The following is an 18290-nucleotide window of genomic DNA, read 5'->3' as shown; positions in this document are numbered from 1 at the left end:
CCTTACGCTTCCTGCTGTGCTGCAGCTTCCGCCTGCTTCAGGGCCTTCGAGAGCTGGTCTGCGCAGGATGTCGGACGGGGTCCGCAGGTATTGCCAGCGAGGACCTCTGCAATCTCGTCTGCAGACTTGCCCTGTACCAGGCGGCCGATAGCCTTGAGGTTGCCATTGCAGCCACCCTCGAAGCTGACGTTCTCGATCGTCTTTCCGTCGTCAGCAAGATCGATATGGATGGCACGGGAGCAGACGCCCCGGGGCCTGAAATCATAGTGGAACATGGAACTCCTTATTCGAACTCGAGCTTCTCGAGGCGGTCAAAGACATAGTCGATCCTGCCGAGGAAGGACCAGGGATCAAAGATGTGATCGAGCTCCTCCTTGGAGAGCGTGCAGGCAGGATCGGCCAGGAGCTTCTCCTCGAAGGTCGTCCCCTGCTCGCACTGCTGCACCTCGTGCCAGGTAGCCATAGCGTTCGTCTGGACGATCTTGTAGGCATCCTCGCGGGTGATGCCGGTATCGACGAGGGCCAGGAGCACCTTCGAGGAGTAGATGAGGCCACGGGTCTTGTTGAGGTTTGCCATCATCTGCTTCGGATAGAGGATGAGGCCGTCGACGATCCTGATGAGGCACTGGAACATGTGGTCAAGGGCGATGAAGGAGTCTGCCTGGGCGACACGCTCGGCAGAGGAGTGCGAGATGTCGCGCTCGTGCCAGAGGGCGACATTGTCGAAGGCGACCTGGGCATTGGCCTTCACGACACGGGAAAGGCCGCAGACCTTCTCCACCGTGATCGGGTTCCTCTTGTGCGGCATGGCAGAAGAGCCCTTCTGGCCCTTGCGGAACGGCTCCTCGGCCTCGAGGGTATCCGTGCGCTGGAGGTTCCTGATCTCCGTTGCGATGCGCTCGCAGGTGGCTGCGGTCGTGGCGAGCACGCCTGCAAGATAGGCGTGGTGGTCGCGGCTGATGACCTGCGTGGAGAGCGGGTCGGCGTTGAGGCCCAGGTGCTCGCAGACATACTGCTCGACCCTCGGGTCGATGGAGCTGTAGGTGCCCACAGCGCCGGAGATGGCACCGAAGGAGACATTCTTCTTTGCGTCCTTCAGGCGCTCATAGTCGCGGTAGAGCTCCCAGGCCCAGCTGCCGAACTTCATGCCGAAGGTCATGGGCTCGGCGTGGATGCCGTGGGTACGGCCGACGCAGAGCGTCTCCTTCTCCTCGAAGGCACGCCTCTTGCAGATCTCGCCGAGCTTCTTGCAGTCATCAAGCAGGATGTCGGTTGCCTGCACGAGCTGATAGCAGAGCGCCGTATCGCCGAGGTCGGAGCTTGTCATGCCGTAATGGACCCACCTCGACGGCTTCGGCTCCCCTTCCGGCACATCCTTGTCGATGTAGGAGCCCATGTTCGTCAGGAAGGCGATGACATCGTGGTTCGTGACAGCCTCGATTGCATCGACCTCTTCCTTGTTGAAGTCAGCATGGTCGCGGATCCACTTGGCCTCTTCCTTCGTTATGCCGGACTCTCCGATCTCGGCATGCGCCTCGCAGGCCAGGACTTCGATCTCCTGCCAGATGGCATACTTGTTCTCGAGGGAGAAGATATGTCCCATCTCGGGGCGGGTATAGCGGTCAATCATGGGAATCCTTTCTGTGAACCAGAGCAGGCAAGCCCTGCATTCTCGCTTTCCTCATGATAGCGCCTGCGCATCCCCTCTCAGAAGGAAGACGCAGGCGCTACAAGAACGACTCATGGAATATGGCTACTTGGCCTCTTGCGGCAGCTTCTCCTTGTCGGCAGCAAGGCGTGCCGCTGCCTCCTCGAGCTGTGCGGCCACGGCCTTCTTACCGGTGCCGCCGTAGGTGTTCCTTGCGTAGGCAATGGCCGCAGGGTCGAGGTCGCGTGCGATATCGTCCTCGAAAAGCGGACTTGCTGCCTTGAATTCTGCAGCCGCGAGGTCTTCCAGGCCCTTGCCGTGCTGCTCGCAATAGAGCACGAGCTCGCCCACGATGCGGTGTGCCTCGCGGAACGGCACGCCCTTCTTTGCGAGGTAGTCGGCCACATCGGTAGCGGCAGTGAAGCCCTTGCCTGCCTCGTCGAGCATCCTGTCCTTGTTCACCTGCATGGTCTCGAGCATGCCGGAAGCGATCTGCATGCAGTCAGAGAGCGTCTTTGCGGCATCGAGCGGACCTTCCTTGCACTCCTGGAGGTCCTTGTTGTAGGCAAGCGGGAGTCCCTTCATCGTCGTGAGAAGGGCCATGAGGTCGCCCAAGACGCGGCCGCACTTTCCACGGGTAAGCTCGGCGAAGTCGGGATTCTTCTTCTGCGGCATGATCGAGGAGCCCGTGGAGTAGGAATCGGAGAGCGTGATGAAGCCGAACTCAGTCGAGCTCCAGAGCACGATCTCTTCGCAGAGACGGGAGAGATGCATCATCGAGACGGAGCAGGCGTACTCGAGATCGAGCAGATAGTCCCTGTCAGAGACTGCATCGAGCGAGTTCGGAATCGTCGTGGCAAAGCCCAGGAGCTCCGAGGTATAGGCACGGTCGAGAGGATACGTCGTGCCCGCAAGGGCGGCAGCACCGAGCGGATTGGCGTCTGCTCCGTCATAGGCAGCCTTCAGGCGCACATAGTCGCGGCCAAACATCCAGAAGTAGGCCAGAAGATGGTGAGAGAGCTGGACGGGCTGTGCATGCTGGAGATGCGTGTATCCCGGAAGCACGATGCCCTCATACTTCTTTGCAAGATCCAGAAGCACGCCCCTGAGCTCGAGGTTTCCCTGCATGAGATCGCGGGAGAGGTCCTTCGCAAGAAGGCGGATATCGACAGCCACCTGGTCGTTCCTCGAGCGCCCGGTATGGAGACGCGCCCCCGGGGCTCCCACCATCTTCGTGAGCTTCGACTCGACCGCCATGTGGATGTCTTCGTCGTTCACATCCCACTCGAAGGTGCCGTCCTTGATTTCACCTGCAATCTTCTCGAGGCCGGCATCGATTGCCTTCTGGTCCTCATCCGAGATGATGCCCTGGCGGGCAAGCATCTTCGCATGGGCACGTGATGCCCTGATATCCTGCTGCGCCATCGCCTTGTCCACCTCGAGCGATGCACCGAATTCCTGCGTGAAGGCATCGACGCCCTTCTCGAACCTGCCACCCCAGAGAGCCATGGATGAGCTCCTCCCTCTTCTTCTGTCGACACTTCAAGTATGCCACGGAGCTGCCTTGCAGCGGACCTTCTGCACCACTTATGAGAAGGCTGGCAACATGCCAGAATCACAAATGGCCGTCCGCATCTCGCGCAATCGAGCCTGCGGCTCGCCGAGACGAAAATGCCGCTGCCGGGCATGCCCTGGCAGCGGCACCGAGTCGCGCTATGAGGCGAGCGCCAGAAAGCTACTCGCCATCCTGGAGGCCAGAGCCCGGGCCCTGGACACGGGACCAGGTCTTCGACTGCAGGCCGTGGATGATGATGAAGCCCTTGGATGCGGTGTGATCGAAGGTATCACCCTCGTCGTAGGTAGCCAGGTTGTAGTCATAGAGGCTGTACGGCGAACGCAGGCCGTCGACGAAGAGGCCGCCCTTGCAGAGCTTGATGCGGACCTCGCCCGTCACATACTGCTGCGTGTAGGCGTTGTAGGCATCGATTGCCTTGCGGTTCTGGGAGTACCAGAGACCACGATAGACCGTGGAGGCCCACTCGACATCGAGCTTTGCCTTCTGCTTCAGCGTCTCGGCGTCGAGGCAGAGGGTCTCGAGGGACTGGTGTGCCTGGATGAGGAGAAGCGCTGCCGGGCACTCATAGCACTCACGGCTCTTGATGCCGACAACACGGTCCTCGATCATATCGATGCGGCCAAAGCCGTTGCGGCCGGCAATCTCGTTTGCCTTGATGATGCAGTCGAGAAGAGACATCTTCTCGCCGTTGATCGAGACGGGCACGCCCTTCTCGAAGCCGATGACGACAGTCTCAGGATCTGCAGGGCAGTCCTCCGGGTTCTTTGTCATCGTCCAGATGTCCGCAGGTGGCTGGTTCCAGGTGTCCTCGAGGACGCCGCACTCGATAGCGCGGCCCCAGAGGTTGTCGTCGATGGAGTACGGCTTCTTGTGGGTCGTAGGCACGGGCACGCCGTGGGCAGCTGCCCACTCCATCTCGGAGTCGCGGGTCGTGAGGTCCCACTCACGGACAGGAGCGATGATTTCGAGCGTCGGGTCGAGGGCACGGATGCTTGTCTCGAAACGGACCTGGTCATTGCCCTTGCCGGTGCAGCCGTGGGCGATGTACTTTGCGCCGTACTTGTGGGCAATCTCGACGAGATGCTTGGAGATGATGGGGCGGGAGAGTGCGGAAAGCAGCGGGTAGATGCCCTCGTACTTGCCGTTTGCCCAGATGGCCTTCGACAGGATCGTCTCTGCGTACTCCTCGCGCATATCGATGGCCTCAGAGGCGATGGCGCCCATATCGAGTGCCTTCTGCTTGATCCAGGAAAGGTCCTTCTCGTCCTGGCCGACGTTGCCGCAGATTGCGATGACGTCCATGTTCTTCTCTATCTGCAGCCACTTGACGATGACGGAAGTATCGAGTCCGCCCGAGTATGCAAGTACGACCTTCTCTTTTTCTGCCATGATTTCCAGCTCCTCAATTCAATTGAATGGCAAACAGAACGGTTCTGGCACATAAGCCAGGGCGCTTGTATATCTCATCAGGCATTTTTGCGCCAAAAATGCCCGGCGATGCCGGGCGAAGTCAGGTTTAAGCTTTGGAAAATCGCTTAAGCGGGACTGCCGCCACGTGTCATCGCAGCGTGATTCGTCGTCCCTGACGTCGGCAGGCCACCTCGTTCGCATCGAACATGTTCCTATGTGCGAACGTACGCTTCATTGCGTGGCCTCCTCATAAGCGAGTGGCGCAGGCACCATGCCTGCGGCTGCAGCTTGCACACCCTCTGTGTGCTGTTGAGCTGAACTATAGGACAATGCACCCCGCGGAAGTCCCGCGAGGTGCATTTGCCATCAGATTGAAACACAATGATTACGAAAGGCCCGCCGCAGAGAGGGCAGATGCCAGAAGCGAAGCGGCGTCGGATGCCGCAGATACCGCGCTGTTGAGCGTCTGCAGATTCGAGTCGACCGCAGAAAGGCTGCTCTCGAGCTTCGTCTGCAGGTCGCGCAAGGCATCGATATGTGAGGAAGGAGCAGAGGCAATCTCGCTTCTCCCCTCCTCGAGGATCGTCTGCGCGCTCTCAAGGCTTGCAGCAAGGTCGGACGCTGCCTGGATGCGGTCCTCAGCTGTTGCATCGGTGGCTGTCGCCTTGTCGTATTCTGCCAGGACCGGCTGGAGGGCCTGCGTATTGACCTTCTCCATCGCGCTCACCATGGTCTTGGCCGAGGTGACATCGGTCCCGATATAGGGAACCTTCTCGACAAGCGACCAGATCCATTCGTCGGACTCGGACGAGAGCTCGTCCATATCGGAGGCAAGGCTCGAAAGGGCGCTTCTTGCACCCGTGAGGTCTCCTGCAGAGGCAGCCGTCTCGAGCTGCGTCGCTGAAGCCTCGGCAGATCCCACTGTCTTCGAGATCCTTATCATGCTCTCTGCCGCAAAGCCTGCAAGGACCAGCACGGCAACAAGGAGCAGAAGGAAGATGTTGCGGATTGGATGGTGCTTCTTTCGGCGGCTGTCGGGGACGTTCACCTGGCGCGGCTCATAGGGAGAGATCGGCTTGTAGCCGACGGCGTGGTTCAGGGGCTCTGCCACAGGGGCATGCGGTGCGGTCGTGCCGGGAGCCGTGCCTTGAGGAGCTGCGCTTCTGGCAGCCTTCCCCGCCGGTGCCACCTGGGTCTTGTCTGTGTCGTCCTCTGCTGCATCCTCTTTGGCTGCAGTCTTCTTCATGTGCTTCGATACGTGCTGCGTTTCTGCCACGGTGGTCCTCCTCGGATACCAAAAAAGGCAGGCGGAGGCATAGCCTCTACCTGCCTGCATTTCAAGTGGTGCACCGTGAGGGTCTCGAACCCTCGACCTTGGGATTAAAAGTCCCCTGCTCTACCAGCTGAGCTAACGGTGCAGGCTTCTGTGGCATCTGCGAGCTCCATTGTACCGGCATGAGGCTTGCCGCCGGCACCCAATTCGGCAATTGGGCTGCTTCCAGATGCGTCGTCCTATCCTATCACCAAAGAGGCTGCTACTCCCAGGCCCATTGACCATTCACAAAGATGGGAATCTCTTCGCCCGATGCCGTGATGCCGGTGATATCCATGTCCTCCGTGCCAATCATGAAATCGACGTGGGTGTGGCTCTGGTTCACGCCGGCATGGAGGAGCTCCTGCTCGGACATCGAGAAGCCGCCTTCGTAGCACTCCGGGAAGCCGATGCCGAGCGCCAGATGGCAGGAGGCATTCTCGTCGTAGAGCGTGTCATAGAAGAGGATGCCCGACTCCCTGATCGGCGTGTTCTTGCTGATGAGGGCGCACTCTCCGAGCCGGCAGGCATTCTCGTCTATCTCGAGGATATGCTTCAGCACATCCTTGCCCTGCGCTGCGTCATACTCCACGACCTTGCCGCCTTCGAAGCGAAACCAGAAGTCGCGGACGACCGATCCAGCATGCACCAGCGGCAGCGCCGAATGCACGATGCCGTCAACCCTCATGCGGTCAGGCGAGGTGAAGACCTCTTCGGTCGGGATGTTCGGGAAATAGGGCAGGCCCTTGACCGTACGGGCTGCACCGCCCTTCCAGATATGGCGGGGAGTCATGCCGACCGTGAGGTCGGTGCCATTCTGCGAGCGGTAGTGCAGGCGGTCGAAGTGATGCTCGTTCAGGAAGCGCTTGTTCTTCTCGAAAGCCGCATTGTGCGTCTCCCAGGCTTCGCGCGGGTCTTCACCCGAAGCGCGGCTCACCTGAAGGATTGCCTCCCAGAGACGATAGGTCGCCTCGTTCTCGCTGAGGTCGGGGAAGACCTTGTGCGCCCAGGATGCAATCGGGGCACCAGCGATGCACCAGGTGTTCCTGCCGAAGTCCATCCCGTCACGGAATGCCTTGAGCTCGATATGGGCGGCACGCGATGCGGCGGCAGGCTTTGCCGGATCGATTCCCTTGAAGGCTTCGGGATCCTGGCCTTCTATGAAGAGGAAGGCAGCACCTGCCTCGGCAAGGGAGTTCAGCTGCTCCTTCTTCCAGGACGGGACATGCTCGAACCAGTCGAGTCCGACATGCTCGTATTCGAGACGCTTCGTCTCATCGTCTGCCCAGAGGACTGTCACATGGGAAGCGCCGCACTCATAGGCTGTAGCCACAAGCTGCCGGCAGAAGTCGGCACGCTCGATCGGGCACTCGACCACGAGCTCCTGGCCTTTCTGGAGGTTCACGCCCTGCTGGACAAGCAGCTTGGCATAGCGGGCAATCTGGGGCTGGAGGCGGCGCATGCCAGCGACGCACTCCTCATCCGTCATAGGTAGCGGCATAGAAGCACCTTTTCTGTTGAAGCTTTTATATTGTGTCTCCAGGTCCTAGATGGAGAAGAGCCTGGAGTCTCTCTCACCGTCTTCTTTACCCATGCAGAACGTCACCGCGACACACAAATCGCGGGCCAGAAGATTCGCATCATCCATATCGGACTTCGGGAAGACGATGACCTTGCGCCAGAAGGTCCTGTTCCTCGCCATGAGCGCGGAGCTCTTCCAGAACTGGTCGTAGCTCGAGCGCAGGACGCCGCGCTTCTGGTACCAGTCCGCGACATCGCGGGCATCATACTCCTTCAGGAAGGCCTTGACCTCGGAGTTGCTGGCAAGGGGGTAGTCAGGAATGACGAAGCCCTCGTGGCGGGCAACCTCCCAGACGAGCATCTCAGCCGATTCGAAGTAGTCGAGGTCGTCGCGGCAGATCTCCTGCGCAAGCTTGAGGAGCGCTTCGGGCTTCACCTGCTGCGGCAGATCGAGCTTGCCGGAGTCGTCGATCCATGACTCGACAGCCTCGACGAAGTCCTTGCCGAGATTCACCAACATCCTCGCCACGAGATGCCTCCGTTTTACGAAAAAGGCCCTCGAAAGGGCCCGTCAGTAGCTCTGGAGCGGGCAACGGGATTCGAACCCGCGGATGACGGCTTGGGAAGCCGTTGCCTTACCACTTGGCGATGCCCGCATGTGCTGGATGAATGATAGCACAGCCATCTCGGGCCGGCCACTCCGAAAAGCGGACGCAAGGCAGACAGAAAGCTCCTCGGAGGAGATTGGATGGAGGACACACCTGGGCAGGAGAAAGGCATCCTTCCTTGTCAGACGTCCTGCCTGCGAGCTCATCTGCTCCCGTCAGAGACCTGCGACATCCCTGCCTTCTCAGGCATGCATTCCTGCAAGACGTGCCCGCTACGCTTTCCGCTCCCCGGAACAGCCGAGCGGAAGGAGATAGCTGTGCACAGGAACAGACAAAGGCCCCATCCGGAAGTGCCAGAAACGCAGAACAGAGAGACGGGATGGCTCCGCAGGTCCAGGACACGTGCAAGAGGGACCGGACATGCGGGGAGGCGGCAGCTTGTACGCACTGCCATGCTCGCGGCCTGCCTTGCTATGGCAGCCCTCGTGATCGGGCTCATGAATCCGAAGGCAGCCAAGGCCTATTCCGGAAGCGTCACCTGGAACTATGACCCGACGAACCTGATCACCGATTTCTATGGCTCGGACGGCAGCCGCGGCTACTGTGCGCAGGCCGAGAAGGCAGGGCCTCAAGGCACCTATACGGAATGGCATTGGGTAAGCGAGATGGACTTGGGGACGCTCCGAGGAGATCCGCATGGTCTCTCCTGGCTCATTGCCCACTGCTACCCTCTGAACAGCACCTTCAGCGGCCAGACGCTCGATGCGAAGGGCGCAGCCACGGTCTCGCAGGCAGCGATCTGGATGTATCAGGGCGACCTCACGAAGGACCGCTATGAGGAAAGACGTGGCCTTACTGTCAACAGCTGCACGCAGGAGCAGGCAGACCTCGCCTGGACGCTTGCGCAGGAAGCACATACACATGACGGGGAAGCAGGCAGCTGGGACCATGTCGCGAAGTTCTGGGTCTCGCCCAATGGCGGAAGGCAGAACATCATCGCAATCCCGCCCTATGGATCGCTTGCTGTCACGAAGCAGAGTGCAGAGACGCTCGTCTCGGTCTCCGGCACCGGCTATTCGCTCGAAGGAGCGGAATTCGGCCTCTATCTCGACCAGGCCTGCACGCAGGAGGTCGAGAGCTTCACGACCGACGCCGAAGGCAATGGCAAGACCGGCCTTGTCGCCGAAGGCACGTACTACCTGAAGGAGAAGAAGGCACCGAAGGGCTTCCTCGTGAGCCAGGATGTCCTCGAGATCGCGATGGCAGGAGGCCAGGAGATCCATACCGAGGTTCCTGAGCAGCCCCGCTACAGCGTGCCTGACATCCTGATAAAGAAGCAGGATGCAGAGACGGGAGGCGAGGCTGAAGGCGACGCCACCTTCGAAGGCGCCGAGTTCACGGCAACGTTCTATCCGGAAGGGACCGATACCTCTGGCACACCGGAGCGGACCTGGACCATCCGCTGCGATGCGGACGGCATAGCAAGGCTCGATGATGCCCACAAGGTTTCAGGCGATGACTGGTACAGGAAGCAGGATGGCACCATCGTCCTTCCTCTCGGCACGCTCGTCGTCGAGGAGACGAAGGCACCTTCAGGCTACCGTCTTCCTGGAAACAGCCGCCAGGAGTTCAGGATTGCGGCAGACGATTCTGCTCCGACAGGCGCCACCATACTCCAGCCAGCTACCGTCGAGGAAGAGGTCATGCGTGGCGGCATTGCTGTCCAGAAGGTCGATGCCGAATCGAAGAGCGCCTCTCCCAAGGGCAAGGCGGTGCTTTCTGGCGCTGTCTTCGAGATCGTGAATGCAAGCAGGCATGCGGTCGTCGTCGGAGGCACGAGCTATGCCCCGGGCGAGGCGGTCGCCGCCATCGAGACCGACAGCACGGGACGCGCTGCCACGGCAGCGGATGCCCTCCCCTTCGGCACCTATACCGTGCATGAGACAAAGGCACCTGAGGGCTATCTTCTCAACAGCGACTGGGAGAAGACCGTCTCCATCACCGAGGACGGCAAGATCTTGGAGCTTCAGGGAGACGACGCCTGCGCAGACCAGGTCAAGCGAGGCGACCTCTCGTTCGTGAAGGAGGATGGCACGACCTCGGCGAGGATGGCCGATATCCCCTTCAAGATCGCGTCCAAGACGACAGGAGAATGGCATATCGCCGTGACCGATGCCAATGGCATCCTCGATACCGCGGCTGCCCAGTACCCGCATACCCAGAGCACGAATGCCAACGATGCAGCCGTGAAGGATGACGGAACATTCGACGATACGAAGATTGTGCGCGATGCCGGCATCTGGTTCGCTGGCACGAAGGATGGATCCTCCGATCCAGACGACAGCAAGGGGGCACTCCCCTACGACGTCTATACGATCGAAGAGCTCTCCTCTCCTGCCAACGCAGGCAAGAAGCTCGTGAGCTTCGAGGCAACAATCACGCGCGATGCCTTCGGCGTGCATCTTGGCACCGTCACGAACGAAGAGGGTCCGCATATCGAGACGACACTCACAGATGAGGAGGGCGAGCACATCGTGCCAGCAACGGACGAGACCTTCACGCTCGTCGATACGGTCGCCTATGCGAACCTCGAGCCCGGCAAGACCTATGAGCTCACCGGCACCCTCATGGACCACGACACCGGAGAGGCGCTGCCCTATGCAGAGCCTGTCACGACGAGCTTCACGCCAGCCTCCGAGAGCGGCACGACGGAGGTCACCTTCACCATCACAGGTCTTCCCTCGAGCGTGAAGCGCATTGTCGCCTTCGAAAGCCTCAAGGAAGAAGGCAAGGAGATTGCCGTGCACGCTGACATAGAGGACGAGGGGCAGAGCGTGCGCTTCTCCGAGCTCCACACGACGGCAGCCGAAAGCGGATCCGGCAGCCATACGCTCAAGGCAGCCGATGCCGCAGAGCTCACCGATACCGTCTCCTACACGGGACTCATCCCGAACGAGACCTACACGCTCACCGCAACGCTCCACGTCGTCGACAGCAAGGGGAATGACGGAGGGGCGCTTGTGAACTCCGCCGGCGAGACCATCACGTTCACGAAGGACTTCGTGCCCGAATCCGAAGATGGTACGGTCGATGTGCCGATAGAGTTCAATGCACAGAACCTCGCAGGCACGAAGATCGTCGTCTTCGAGGAGCTCACGCACAAGGGGCATGTCGTCGGAAAGCATGAAGACATCCACGACGAGGGCCAGACAGTCGTCTTCGAGGAAACGGGCGTGCCTGACACGAGCGACACTTCCTCTGTTGCCTGGGGAGCCTTTGCCCTGGCGGGCATCGCAGCGCTTGTCGGAGGCATCTGGGTCCGCTCGAGACACTAGCAGCTAAAAGGCATGCGTCATGAGAGAAGGCGGCCAGGAAATCCCGGCCGCCTTCTTCGTGTCTCTTCAGCGCATGCATCAGGACTGGCGGATGAGCTCTGTCACCATCTCGACGATATCTGCCACCTGGTCGCCATTCACGTTCTCCGGAACATCATCGAGCGTGTGGGAGAAGGCCGGCAGGCCATTCTCGTCCATGCCCATGATCGTGACGGAGCGGATATGGCGACGGAGCGCGGTGGTCGCATCGGTCTCGCCGATGCTGTAGCGGGCCCTGCCAAGCGGGAGGCCGAAGTCCTGTGCGATGTTCTGGAACATGCGCACGAGACGGCGGTCGGCGCGCTTCGGATTGTCATGCCCCTCTTCCACAAGCACGGTCGGGTCTCCTGCGCCGACGCAGTCAAGATCGATCAGGAAGGCGCCGCGGATATCCTGCTTGTGGGCATCGAGGAAGGCCTTGATGCCGGCATGGTCGAGCTCGGAGGCACCTGTTGCGACGAACCAGATGTCGTGGCTGATGAGGTCCTCGTCGTTCATGGAAAGGACCGCGTCACGGAGCTCCTCTTCGGAGACCTGCTGGCTCCGTGCTGCTGCTTCCTGCTCTGCAGCCTGAGCCCTGGCCTCTGCTTCGGCCTGGGCCTGGGCAGCTGCATCCGCTGCTGCCTGCGCACGCACGGCTTCCGCTCTTTCAGGATCGAGCTCATAGCCATGGGACTCCGGACCATCATCCGCAAGATCGAGCTGCGGGAGACGCAGCTCGTCCTTCGGCGTAGCGCCGCCCTTCCAGCCATGGTTCGAGCCATGGTGAGGACGGGCAGAGGTGCTGCCGTGGATGCCGGTCTCATGGTCTTCTCGGACAGGAGCCTCGGTGAAGTGGCGACCCTTCCCGCCATGGCGGCCGAAGTGATGATGCTTCTTCTCCTGATGCGACTCTTTCGCGATACGGTCGAGCGACTCCGGCGTGATCACATCGAATGTCCCCTGTTCTGGCTTCTTCGGCATGGATTGCTGTCCTTCGGGTATCTGCATGGGCTGGCTGGCAATGCTTCCGGATCCGAACGGATCGATCGAGTGCTGCGAGGGATCGGGAAGGTCGTTCAGGATGACGCGGCGGGCCATCTGGGAGATGGCAGGCTTGAAGCTTGTCTTGCCCCACTCGGGATCGTCCGGCATCTGAGGCTTCTCGCGGGGTGCCGGCTCAGGCTCTTCCATATCCTCAGCTTCCGTGACGACGCCGGAGAGATCCTTCGGCGCGATGTCAGGATCTTCGGGTGTCACATCGTCCATATCGAGCTGGAAGTTCTGGGGCAGCACAGGAGCATCCGTCTCCTCCGCCTTAGTGGTCTCTTCTGCAGGAGCAGCTGCCTCTTCGGCAGGCTCAGAAGCGGGCTCTTCGGATTCAGCTGCGGCGACATCTTCCTCTGCAGGCTCCTCTGCAACCGGAGCCGCAGGCGCTGGCTCTTCTTCGCTCATCTCAGGTTCAGGCACAGAAACGGGCATGGCAGCGGTGTCGCCCGCTGCGTCTTCCGGCTCTGCAGCTTCTTCCTCGATCGGAGCAGGCGCAGCCTCTGCTTCCGGCTCTGCCTCCTGGACAGGTGCGGGCTCTTCTGCAGGGAGCACAGGCTCAGGCTCCGGCCCTGCTTCGGAAGCCTCTTCTGCTTCAGGCTGAGGTGCCTCTGCAGGCTCCGCCTCCGGTTCGGAAACGGCTGCCGGCTCAGATTCTGGCTCTGGCTCGTATGTCTCTTCAGGCTCCTCTTCAGAGACTGCTTCTGACTCCGGCTCCGGTGCGGATTCAGATTCCGCTTCGGCTTCGGGGACTGGCTCTGTGGCGGCAGCCTCCTCAGGCTGTTCGGCCTCTTCAGGTTCCGGTTCCTCGACAGGCTCTGGCTCCTCTTCGATGACCTCTATCGCCTCGGCGTCCATGACGGAAGGATAGAGGGGTCGGGGCGCCTTGGGCGGATAATCCATCTCATCGGGTGCAGAGGGATCTTCCTCTGCATCTTCCTGCCGCTCAGCCGCGGGCTCTTCCTTATGAGTCTCTGCTTCGGGTTCGCTCTCTTCGGCAGCAGCCTCCTCCGGATGGCCTTCGGGCTCTTCGTTCACGATCGGAGCGGCATCGGATGCATCGGACTGCGACGCTGCATCTTCAGGAGCAGCTTCCCCATCATCTTCAGGAACAGAAGCCTCAGGCTCTGCCGGCATCTCTTCTGCCTCAGCAGGTTCAGGCTCGAATGCCGGTGCAGATGGCTCGGGCTCAGATTCCAGTGCCGCAGGCTCATCCTCTTCCGGCTGGACAGGCACTTCTTCAGGAGGGGCTGCCTGAGGCTCTTCGGCCTCCTCCTCGGTATCGGCCTCGGACGTCTCAGCCGTCTCCTCTTCAGGAGCGTAGTCAGAAAGCGCCTCTTCTTCTGCCTCCTCTTCTATCTCTTCGAAGACAGCATCGACAGGCGTTGACTTGGATATATGTGCGAAGGGGTCCTCTTCCCACGAAGCGTGGACGGGCTCTTCGCTCTCAGGCTCAGACACGCTCTCCTCAGCCACAGGCTCGGCTGGCTCGGGAACCTCAGAAGCATCCTCTTCAGGAGATGAGACATCCTTTATGTCGGCGAGATCGACAGCCGGCGTGATGTCTGCAAGGTGCTTGCCGAGATTGCGCGGAGCAGGAGTTTCGGGCTCTGGTGCAGCTGCCTCTTCGGCGGCAGGTGCATAGTCCTTCGCCTGAGGCATGGTGTCGAGAGAGGCAAGCGCTGCCATGACAGCAGAATCATCGGGGCCAGGCTTTGCCGGTGCGGGCTCTGGCTCCTGTGCAGCAGGAGCAGCGGGCGCTTCCAAAGGGGCCGGTGCATGGTCTGTGCCCAGGCCCTGTGCTGCCTGTATCTCTTCGGCGAAGATGGAATCGACATAGGATGCTATGTCTTCGGAGCGGTGTGCCAGATACTCGGCTTCATCCGCATGTGCCGGAGCCGGAGCAGGCTCTGCAGCAGCTGGTGCCTCAGGCTCTGCCGGGACAGCCGCCTCTGGTTCGGGCTCGACAGGAGCCGGAGCCTCAGCCGTCTCATCGTCTGCCTCTTCAGGAGCGGGCTCTTCTGCAGCAGCAGGCTCCTCCGCCGGGGCTGGTGCTTCCGGCTCAGGTGCCTCTATATTCTCTTCCTCAGGGGTGTCGCCCGTCTCGGGCTCCGCAAGCGGAACGTCGCCGTCTCCGCTCTCCCCTTCCTCATCCTTCTTCTCGCCTGCATCGGAAGCTTCGCTTCTCGGCCTTGGCTCGCCGACAGACGTTGCTGCCGAGGGCGGTTCGTCCGGTGCCATGCCGGCAGGCGTCACCGTATCGATTGGCTCCCACTCGGCATCCATGACCTTCGGCCAGAGGCGCTTCTGGCGGTCTGCGAAGGTCTGCCCCTGATAGGGGCTCTCTTCGGACTCGGCAGGCTTGTAGACGCTCTCGGTCTCGATTGGCGCCTGGACAGGCGTCTCGCCGAGATCTTCCGGCAGCCTCTCGAAGGTCGTCGTTGCCTCGTCGTCTTCCGGCTCTTCGGAAGCAGGTGCCTCTTCAGCAGCAGGAGCTTCCTCTTCCTTCGGACGGACAAGTGTCTTGTCTGCAGCATCTTCATCGGCAGGTTCAGGCTTCGGCTCTTCGTCGTCGTAGCCCTTATCGCTCTCGAGCGAATGGCGGACACGGCTGAAGAGGCCTCCGATCGAAGGCTTCTTCAGTGTCTTGTCGGCAGGCTTCTCCTCTTCTGCAGGAGCCCCAGCCTTCTCAGGCTCGGCCTCGGCGGCCTCCGGTGCCGGAGCAGCTGCTGCCTCTTCGGGCACTGCCTCATTGCTTTCAGGCTCTGTGGAAGCAGGTGTCTCGGCGGTCTCTTCCTTCTGTTCCTTCGGCTCGAGCTCAACATGCGGATCCTCGTAGACAATCGGGCAGCCTGCAGGAAGCATGCCCAGCGCCTCGATGGTCACCTTGCCATGCCTCTTGTAGCGGGCAAGGCGCTCCGCTTCGGCCTTGGCCTTCGCCTCTGCCTCGGCGGCAGCGGCTGCTGCCTCCTCCTCTTCGCGGGCTCGGCGTGCTGCCTCGCGCGCACGCTCCTCTTCCTCCTGCTGCAGGCGCACAGCCTCTGCGTCGAGTGCGACATCTGCGCCAGGACGGACATTGTTGAGGATGGAGAGGAGAGCTGCGACAGCAGCCTTGTTGTCATTCGCGCCATCCGTGCAGTCGCCGAAGCGGGTTGCGATATCGGAGATAGCAAGAAGGGCAGGGACCAGGGCGGCGAGGATGCCAAGGAACCAGAAGACCCTTCTCACAACAGGCGGAAGGAAGCCGAGGAGCTGCACGAAGGAGGCGATCGCAACGCCGTAGAGGCAATAGACGCGGATAGCATAGGCACGGGCATAGAAGCGTGCCATCCCCTTGTTCGCAACCATCGGGTTGACACGCGGCGTGTCATAGTGGGCGACGATGATGATGGGACGGTTGCCCTTCATGACCTTGGAGCCGGTCTGGGCATGGAAGGCGACGACATTCTGGCTCTGGACGACAGGGCCCATCTTCGCAAACGGCGTGCGCCCTGCATGGATCATGAGGAGCAGGACAGCGCAGGCGATTGCGACAACGACACCGACAAAGCCGATGATGCCGCCGAAGCCTGCAAAGATGAGGCCGAGGAGCATGGCAAGAGTGACGACCGACTTTGCGGTCTGGGCTCCTGTCGGCGTGCTGAATTCCTCGATCTCAGGGTTCACCCCATGGTCTGCCATGACCTCAGAGATGGTCTGGGCAGCCTGCAGCTCCTCCTGGCTGTTAGCCGGCGCGATGCCTATCTGCTCATCCAGGTAGTTCAGATATTCGTGCGTCTTGGACATATGTATGCTCCACCTGCCATGCGGGTCATATCAAAACGAAACAGTCAGATTGAGTATACGTCTAGCATTCCCGCTTTTCCCGACGCAGCACCGTACAAGAGAAAAACGGTATCGCTGCATGTACCCCAAAGACCATGAAAGCAGGGCTCATCCGTACCAAGAGAGGGCCTTTGCCTTGACACTCCCCACGGATAAATCCGGGGGATTCTCGCTTCGTCGCAGATAGCCTTCCTTCCCCTTGCGGGGGAGGCGGGTCTTACGCCTGCTCCACGAGCGTTCCGGTCGCATCCGCGCCCGAGGTTCCCGCAAGCCCTGCGGTACCTTCCGATAGCATCCTCGCACCTTCTGCCGCGATGTTGGCCGCCGCGTTCACGTCGCGGTCGTGGCGCGTCCCGCACGCCGGGCACTCCCACGAGCGAATCGAGAGCGGCAGCTCCCCGAGCACATACCCGCACGCCGAGCAGGTCTTGCTCGACGGGTACCAGCGCGACACCTTGACAAATGTCCGCCCGTGCCAGGCGCACTTGTACCCGAGCTGCCTGATCATCTACGACATCGAGGCGTCGGCCACCGCCTTCGCGAGGTGGCGGTTTCGCTCCATGCCCCGCACGCCCAGGTCCTCCACGGCGACCGCTTGGCTCTCGCGGACTATCCTCGTGGCGGCCTTGTGCAGGGCGTCCTTGCGCTGGTCGGCTATCCTCTCGTGCACGCGGGCGACCTTGATGCGCTGCTTGGCGCGCCTCTTGGATCCCTTTCTCTTGCGGGAGAGGCGGCGCTGCTCGCGGGCGAGCTTGGCCTCCGATCTAGCGAGCGCCTTCGGGTTGGCGACCTTCTCGCCCGTGCTGAGCGCGGCGAGGCTGGCAACGCCCGCGTCTACGCCCATCACGGGCACCGCTCCCTCCGGCATCGGGGCCACGGGCGCGTCAGCGACCGAGAGCACGCAGAAGTACTTGCCGGACGGGACGCGCTTCACGGTGGCTGACAGGATGCGGCCCTCGACAGGCCTGCTCACCCGTGCCTTCACCAGCCCGAGCTTCGGGAGCTTCACATGGCGGGCATCCGGAACTGCGACGTTGCCGCCGACGCGCTTCGAGCGGTAACTCTGCCGCACATCCCGCTTCGATTTGAACCGCGGATATCCGGGCGCGCCGCCCGTCTTGCAACGACGGAAGAAGTTGTCGTAGGCGCGCGACAGGTCTTGCACCGCGCTTTGCAGAGCCGTCGAATCGGCTTCCTTGAGCCATGGGAACTCGGCCTTCCAGCCGGGCAGCATCTTGTCGAGCCGCCACCTTGTCGGCGACTTGCCCGTCTCCCCGTAGGCGTCCCTGCACGTCTCGAGGCACTTGTTGTAGACCCACCGCACAGCTCCGAACGTGCGCTCTATCTGCGCGCGCTGGGAAGCGCTGGGGTAGATCCTGACCTCGTATGCCATCGAGACGCCCAAGCTAGATCCTCTTCTGGCTTTCGATGTACTGCTTCACGATGGAAAGCGGCGCGCCGCCGACGGTGGAGACGAAATAGCTGTTCGTCCACAGCGACGGTATGCGCTTCTTGAGCCAAGGGAACTCCTCGCGAAGGTCGTGGCTCGTCCTGCCCTTGATGCGCTTGACGGCCTTGTGGATCCCCAGCTGCGGGTCGACCTCCAGGAGCATGTGCACGTGGTCGGGCATGACCTCCATCTCGATTATCTCGAAGCGCATCTCGTCGGCAACCTGCCGGGCGATCTCCTTGAAGCGCTCGTCCACGCCGTCCACGAGCACGCGCCTGCGGTACTTCGGGCAGAAGACCACGTGGTACTTGCAGCTGTAGACGACGTTTCTGTTGCTCTTGTACTCCATGAGCAGAGTATACCACGTGCAGCTGTCTAACAATCCGGCTTCGCCGGACGCGCCTTATATCCCCACGGTTCGCTCAATTACAGACTTCATACGAACGGTTCCGGAAGTCAGCTGTACATGTGCGGATGGATGGCGGAACCTGTGCGGTGGTGGCCGGAGAGGCCGGCCAGACGACGTGCAGGAAGAAGCTG

General features: G+C 61.2%; 12 protein-coding genes and 2 tRNA genes. 1 reads left to right on the top strand and 13 read right to left on the bottom strand.

Translation table 11 applies throughout. The features are described 5' to 3' along the window. Positions 1-2 precede the first annotated feature (2 nt). The 9 genes from VXJ24_RS10020 to VXJ24_RS09980 all read right to left on the bottom strand — a co-directional run bounded on the left by VXJ24_RS10020 (position 3) and on the right by VXJ24_RS09980 (position 8123). A complete protein-coding gene (locus tag VXJ24_RS10020; protein ID WP_330972778.1) occupies positions 3-275 on the bottom strand; it encodes a TIGR03905 family TSCPD domain-containing protein in 273 nt (90 codons plus the stop codon). An 8-nt stretch (positions 276-283) separates the two neighbouring features. After that, positions 284-1630 (bottom strand): adenylosuccinate lyase, encoded by a 1347-nt coding sequence (gene purB, locus VXJ24_RS10015; RefSeq protein WP_330972777.1) that lies wholly within the window; start codon positions 1628-1630, stop codon positions 284-286. A 123-nt stretch (positions 1631-1753) separates the two neighbouring features. Next, complete coding sequence (argH, locus tag VXJ24_RS10010; protein ID WP_330972776.1) at positions 1754-3157, bottom strand: argininosuccinate lyase; 1404 nt, start codon at positions 3155-3157, stop codon at positions 1754-1756. A 226-nt stretch (positions 3158-3383) separates the two neighbouring features. Further along, positions 3384-4613, bottom strand: a complete 1230-nt coding sequence (locus VXJ24_RS10005; protein ID WP_330972775.1) for an argininosuccinate synthase — start codon at positions 4611-4613, stop codon at positions 3384-3386. A gap of 406 nt (positions 4614-5019) precedes the next feature. Beyond that, positions 5020-5910, bottom strand: coding sequence for a hypothetical protein (locus VXJ24_RS10000; RefSeq protein WP_330972774.1), 891 nt, complete (start codon positions 5908-5910; stop codon positions 5020-5022). A gap of 66 nt (positions 5911-5976) precedes the next feature. After that, positions 5977-6052 (bottom strand) — tRNA-Lys (locus VXJ24_RS09995). 117 nt (positions 6053-6169) lie between these two features. Next, entirely contained in the window at positions 6170-7447 is a 1278-nt protein-coding gene (locus VXJ24_RS09990; RefSeq protein ID WP_330972773.1) for an aminopeptidase, read from the bottom strand. Between the two features lie 45 nt (positions 7448-7492). After that, positions 7493-7996 carry a hypothetical protein gene (locus VXJ24_RS09985; RefSeq protein WP_330972772.1) on the bottom strand — a complete coding sequence of 168 codons (504 nt, stop codon included), beginning with the start codon at positions 7994-7996 and terminating at the stop codon, positions 7493-7495. Positions 7997-8048: 52 nt separating this feature from the next. Next, positions 8049-8123: transfer RNA gene (locus VXJ24_RS09980), tRNA-Gly, on the bottom strand. A gap of 404 nt (positions 8124-8527) precedes the next feature. On the opposite strand from VXJ24_RS09980, the gene VXJ24_RS09975 reads away from it, so the two are divergent. Next, complete coding sequence (locus VXJ24_RS09975) at positions 8528-11410, top strand: VaFE repeat-containing surface-anchored protein (RefSeq protein ID WP_330972771.1); 2883 nt, start codon at positions 8528-8530, stop codon at positions 11408-11410. A gap of 78 nt (positions 11411-11488) precedes the next feature. Here the strand turns inward: VXJ24_RS09975 and VXJ24_RS09970 are convergent, their stop codons facing one another. From VXJ24_RS09970 to tnpA, 4 genes are all read right to left on the bottom strand, one after another. Then, the gene (locus tag VXJ24_RS09970) at positions 11489-16261 is read right to left on the bottom strand and encodes a M28 family peptidase (RefSeq protein WP_330972770.1); all 4773 of its coding nucleotides are present in this window, start codon (positions 16259-16261) and stop codon (positions 11489-11491) included. A 256-nt stretch (positions 16262-16517) separates the two neighbouring features. Continuing rightward, on the bottom strand, positions 16518-16808 hold the full coding sequence (locus tag VXJ24_RS09965) for a zinc ribbon domain-containing protein (protein WP_330972769.1): 291 nt from the start codon (positions 16806-16808) through the stop codon (positions 16518-16520). Next, the gene (locus VXJ24_RS09960) at positions 16809-17705 is read right to left on the bottom strand and encodes a transposase (protein ID WP_330972768.1); all 897 of its coding nucleotides are present in this window, start codon (positions 17703-17705) and stop codon (positions 16809-16811) included. 1 nt (position 17706) lies between these two features. After that, on the bottom strand, positions 17707-18105 hold the full coding sequence (gene tnpA, locus VXJ24_RS09955; protein ID WP_330972791.1) for an IS200/IS605 family transposase: 399 nt from the start codon (positions 18103-18105) through the stop codon (positions 17707-17709). Positions 18106-18290 lie beyond the last annotated feature (185 nt).

The organism is Olsenella kribbiana (assembly GCF_036408795.1).
Lineage (GTDB): Bacteria > Actinomycetota > Coriobacteriia > Coriobacteriales > Atopobiaceae > Olsenella_L > Olsenella_L kribbiana.
The sequence above is the reverse complement of the archived record's forward strand: the minus strand, read 5'-3'. Positions and strand labels throughout refer to the sequence as shown.

What these genes read in the sequence shown, in the direction of transcription:
- VXJ24_RS09975 (WP_330972771.1), top strand. Translation starts at nt 8,528, where the DNA reads ATGCTCGCGGCCTGCCTTGCTATGGCAGCCCTCGTGATCGGGCTCATG.
- purB (WP_330972777.1), bottom strand. Translation starts at nt 1,630, where the DNA reads ATGATTGACCGCTATACCCGCCCCGAGATGGGACATATCTTCTCCCTC.
- VXJ24_RS09965 (WP_330972769.1), bottom strand. Translation starts at nt 16,808, where the DNA reads ATGATCAGGCAGCTCGGGTACAAGTGCGCCTGGCACGGGCGGACATTT.
- VXJ24_RS10020 (WP_330972778.1), bottom strand. Translation starts at nt 275, where the DNA reads ATGTTCCACTATGATTTCAGGCCCCGGGGCGTCTGCTCCCGTGCCATC.
- VXJ24_RS09970 (WP_330972770.1), bottom strand. Translation starts at nt 16,261, where the DNA reads ATGTCCAAGACGCACGAATATCTGAACTACCTGGATGAGCAGATAGGC.
- VXJ24_RS09990 (WP_330972773.1), bottom strand. Translation starts at nt 7,447, where the DNA reads ATGCCGCTACCTATGACGGATGAGGAGTGCGTCGCTGGCATGCGCCGC.
- VXJ24_RS10005 (WP_330972775.1), bottom strand. Translation starts at nt 4,613, where the DNA reads ATGGCAGAAAAAGAGAAGGTCGTACTTGCATACTCGGGCGGACTCGAT.
- argH (WP_330972776.1), bottom strand. Translation starts at nt 3,157, where the DNA reads ATGGCTCTCTGGGGTGGCAGGTTCGAGAAGGGCGTCGATGCCTTCACG.